Source organism: Streptomyces sp. NPDC049577, assembly GCF_040675635.1.
Lineage (GTDB): Bacteria > Actinomycetota > Actinomycetes > Streptomycetales > Streptomycetaceae > Streptomyces.
The window spans coordinates 1-3,846 of record NZ_JBFAPH010000467.1; the positions used below are offsets into that span (position 1 = coordinate 1).

At 74.3% G+C, this 3,846-nt stretch carries 4 protein-coding genes; 1 reads left to right on the plus strand and 3 read right to left on the minus strand.

Annotated elements, in window-relative coordinates:
- Positions 1–607 (plus strand): 3-oxoacyl-[acyl-carrier-protein] synthase III C-terminal domain-containing protein (locus AB0K09_RS31020; RefSeq protein WP_366068734.1); only part of this gene is annotated, 607 nt, incomplete at its 5' end.
- Positions 608–747: 140 nt separating this feature from the next.
- On the opposite strand, the gene AB0K09_RS31025 is transcribed toward AB0K09_RS31020, so the two are convergent.
- The 3 genes from AB0K09_RS31025 to AB0K09_RS31035 all read right to left on the minus strand — a co-directional run.
- Positions 748–2,442: a S8 family serine peptidase gene (locus AB0K09_RS31025; RefSeq protein WP_366068735.1), complete on the minus strand. Its 1,695-nt coding sequence runs from the start codon at positions 2,440–2,442 to the stop codon at positions 748–750.
- A 184-nt stretch (positions 2,443–2,626) separates the two neighbouring features.
- The gene (locus AB0K09_RS31030; protein ID WP_366068736.1) at positions 2,627–3,082 is read right to left on the minus strand and encodes a TerB family tellurite resistance protein; all 456 of its coding nucleotides are present in this window, start codon (positions 3,080–3,082) and stop codon (positions 2,627–2,629) included.
- 94 nt (positions 3,083–3,176) lie between these two features.
- Positions 3,177–3,846 (minus strand): rod shape-determining protein (locus AB0K09_RS31035; protein WP_366068737.1); only part of this gene is annotated, 670 nt, incomplete at its 5' end.

Consider the following 3,846-nt stretch of genomic DNA (forward strand, 5'->3'; position numbering starts at 1 on the left):
GTGCGAGTTCTGCTCGCTGCTCTACCAGCCGACGGACCTGGGTGTCGGCAACCTCCTCTCCAACGGTCTCTTCGGCGACGCGCTGGCGGCCGCCGTGGTCCGGGGCGAGGGGGGTACGGGCGTGCGCATCGAGCGCAACGGGTCGCACCTGGTGCCCGACACGGAGGCGTGGATCTCCTACGGGGTCCGGGACACGGGCTTCCACTTCATCCTGGACAAACGGGTGCCCGGCACGATGGCCATGCTCGCGCCCGCCATGCGGGACATGGCCGAGCCGTACGACTGGGACGTCTCGAAGCTCGACTTCTACATCGTGCACGCCGGGGGACCGCGCATCCTCGACGACCTCGGGCGTTACCTCGGGCTCGCGCCAGAAACGTTCCGCTACAGCCGTGCCACGCTCACCGAGCGCGGCAATATCGCCAGTGCGGTGATCTTCGACGCCCTCGACCGGCTCTTCGAGGAGGGCGGCGCGGAGGCCGCCGCCCGAGGGGTGATCGCGGGCTTCGGCCCGGGCATCACGGCGGAGATCGCGCTGGGCACGTGGACGGATGACGACCGCGAGGCGGTGGCCCTGGCCGGGCAGGAGACAAGACTTTCCGCCTGACCGCGACGTCTGCGTGAGCGGCGGTGCCGGGCCGGCCGAAGGCCGCCGGGCACCGCCGGTCACGTCTCGTGTGGTTGCCTGCGGTGGCCGGGGGAGCCGCCCGAGCCGCCCGAGCCGGCCGCCGGCCGTCCGGCCCCGGGTCAGTCCGTGACGACCAGGCCCACCACCTTGTCGGCCGCGTACCAGACGTGGACCCCGCCCGGGCGGCCGGAGGCGAAGGCCGTGTGGACGGCCTGGCGGACCGCCGGGTCCGGGTGGTCGAGGCCGCGCCAGGCGCCGGCGACGTAGAGGCGGAGGCGGGGTGTGTTGGCCGGGGGATAGGGGATGAGTTCGTCCCAGAGGCGCTCGGCCGCGCCCGAGGCCACCGGGGAGGGCAGGAGGTGTGCGGCGGCCGCGCGGAGGTCTGGGCGGTTGCCGATGCGCTGGAGCGCCGCCGGGCGGCCCGGCGCGTCGCGCTGCGGGGAGCCGGTGGCGCGCAGGAGCTCCCGGGCGCGGTGCGCGGTCAGCGGGGCGCGGCCCGTCGCCTTGAGCATGCCCTGGAGGGAGGCCAGCGTGCCGAGGACCATCGACGCGGCGGCGGACGTGCCGGAGAAGACGTCCGTGTACCAGGTCTGTTCCTCGGGGCCGCCGCGCAGGTCGCCGGGGCGGTCCCAGGAGCCGCCGGTGGTGGTGACCTCGCGGCCCCAGCCCTGGGCGTCCAGGCGCAGGCCGTGGTTGGAGAAGGCGAGCCGCGAGCGGTCGGGGCCGTGCGCCCGGCCGTGCGTGCCCGGCGGCGGGGCGCCGGCGCCGACGAGGACGGCACCGGAGCACGGCTCGTCCGGGTCGAAGGGGTTGCGCCACCAGGCCGGGAAGTCGTCGGGCCGCGTCCCGTACAGCGGGTCGTCCAGTGACTCGCCGCCGTTGCCGGCGGCGGCCACGACGAGGACGCCCTTCGCCGTGGCGTAGCGGACGGCGGCGTTGTCGTCCGGCCACCACTCCAGGGGGATGCAGCCGCGCTGGTCGTCGCGCCGGCCGTAGCCGTAGCGGGGGCCGGGCCGGTGCAGGCCGAGCAGTACGAGGTCGCCCGGGGCGAGCCGGTCGGCGGCGGCCTGGAGGGCGCGGGCGGTGCCGATGCCGTGGCAGGAGGCGGTGGCGGTGAGCGTGCCGGGCGCGATGCCGGTCACGCCGAAGCCGCCGCCGGCGCCGCCGACGACGCCGAGCACGTTCGTACCGTGGTTGCGCCAGGCCAGGTCCGGCACGGGGGTGCCGGCGATGGTGCCGGCGAGCTTCTGACCGAGGTCCTCGTGGCCCAGCTGCCACGCGCCGCCGACGTCGACGACGCCCACGCCCTCGCCGCGCCCGCCGGCCTGGGCCCAGGCCCAGAACGCGTCGACGCCCTCCGGGGCGGGGGCCAGATAGCCCTGGTGGTCGGTGTAGTCGGGGATGGGGCCGGCGCCGCCGTCCCCGCGGGTGGCGGCGTCGCCGAACGGGTCGGCCGGGCCCGTACCCGCGGGGAGCGCGCCCGGTTTGACGTACGCGGCGGCGACCCCCGGCATCGCGCGGAGCCGGGTGGCCGCCTCCTCGGGCCGCCGGCCGGCGCCGCGGACGCGGAAGAAGAGCGCCAGCTCGGGGACGAGGTCCCGCCCGCGCGGTTCGCTGCCGAACAGCGGCTCCAGCTCCAGCCGTTCCTCCGCGAGGAACCGCTCCAGCGGGGCGCCGGAATCCCTGCCGAGCTCCGCGTCCTCGCGGGCGACGACGATGAGCTCGCACGGCGACGGGTGGTGGCCGAAGCCGGCGCCCTCCGGGCCGGGGCCGTTCGCGCCCGGGGAGTCCCCCGGGCCTCGCCGTTCAACCATGATGGGTGCACCGCCCTCCTCGTGGCGTCGCCCCCAATCTGCTGCGGGAGCCCGGGGCCTGACAAGACGGGCGGAACGGACGCCTACCGGGGAGTACGGGCCGGGTGCCGGCCCGGACCACGGGAGTGACCTGCGCCGACGGCCGGCCGCGTACGTCCGGGGCGGTGGTGACCCAGGACGGCGATTACAGGTCGAACTCCGCCGGGTTGATGCCGAGGGCGAAGCACACTTCGCGGACCACGGCCTGCTCCGTCTTGTCGAAGTCGCCGTCGGCGCCGCCGATCACGATGCCGATCTGGACGACGGCGCGCGCCTCGGTCGGCTTCTTCTGCACCTTGCCGATGGTCTGCATCACGCTGACCTTGCCGAAGTCGAAATCGGTCTGGAGCTTCTGGCAGTAGTCGTTGAACCGAGCCTGGAGGTCGTCGACGGGGAAATTGCGCAGGACGTCGTTGGTGGCGATGAGCGAGGCGACGCGCTGCCGCTCGGACGCGTCGATGGTGCCGTCGGCGGCCGCGACCAGCGCGCACATCGCCATGCTCGCATCGCGGAAGGCGCCGCTCTTCAGCTCGTTCTTCTTGGCAGTCAGCTGGCCCTGCATCGTGGTGGCCGATTCCTTGAGCCGGTCCCAGAGCGCCATGTGCGTTTCTCCTCCACGGGGATGGAATAGGGGTGCACTGGCAGAACTGTTCCGAAGGGTAAAGAAGTTCCCAAGGAGTCGATAGTGGTGCGAATCAGCTCGCGAGGGGGTCGAGGTGCATGGGGCGGACCTTGCCCTCCATCATCGCGCCGAGCCCGAGCACCGAGCACACGTCGGGGTTCTCCGCGATGCTCACCATCATCCCCGTGGCCTGCCGGATCATTGTGTCCAGCCCGGGCAGCATCGCGCTGCCGCCGGCCAGCATGACCCCGTGCTCGCCGAGGTCGGCGACGAGGTCGGGCGGGCACTCGCGCAGGACACGGCCTATGGCGTCGAGCACGGCGGTGAGCGGGGTGCTGATGGCCTCGCGTACGTGCGCCGTGCTCACCATGACCGTGCGGGACAGGCCGGTGGCGACGTCCCGGCCGCGCACCTCCGTCTCGACGCCGACCTGGGCCGGGTCGCCGCGCAGCGCCAGGTGCAGCGGGAGCAGGCCCTGGGTCGGCAGCATCAGCTCGTGCTCGGTGCGGAGGTGCTGGATGACGGCGTAGTCGATGGCGTCGCCGCCGACCTGCACCTTCTCGGCCGCGACGATCGCGCCGAGCGAGAGCACCGCGACCTGGGTGGACGCCGCGCCGCACACGATGATCATCGTGGCTTCGGGGCGCTCGACCGGCAGGCCGCAGCCGACGGCCGCGGCGATCAGGGTGTCGACGAGCTCGACGCGGCGGGCGCCGAGGCCGGTCAGCGTCTCGACGGCCGCC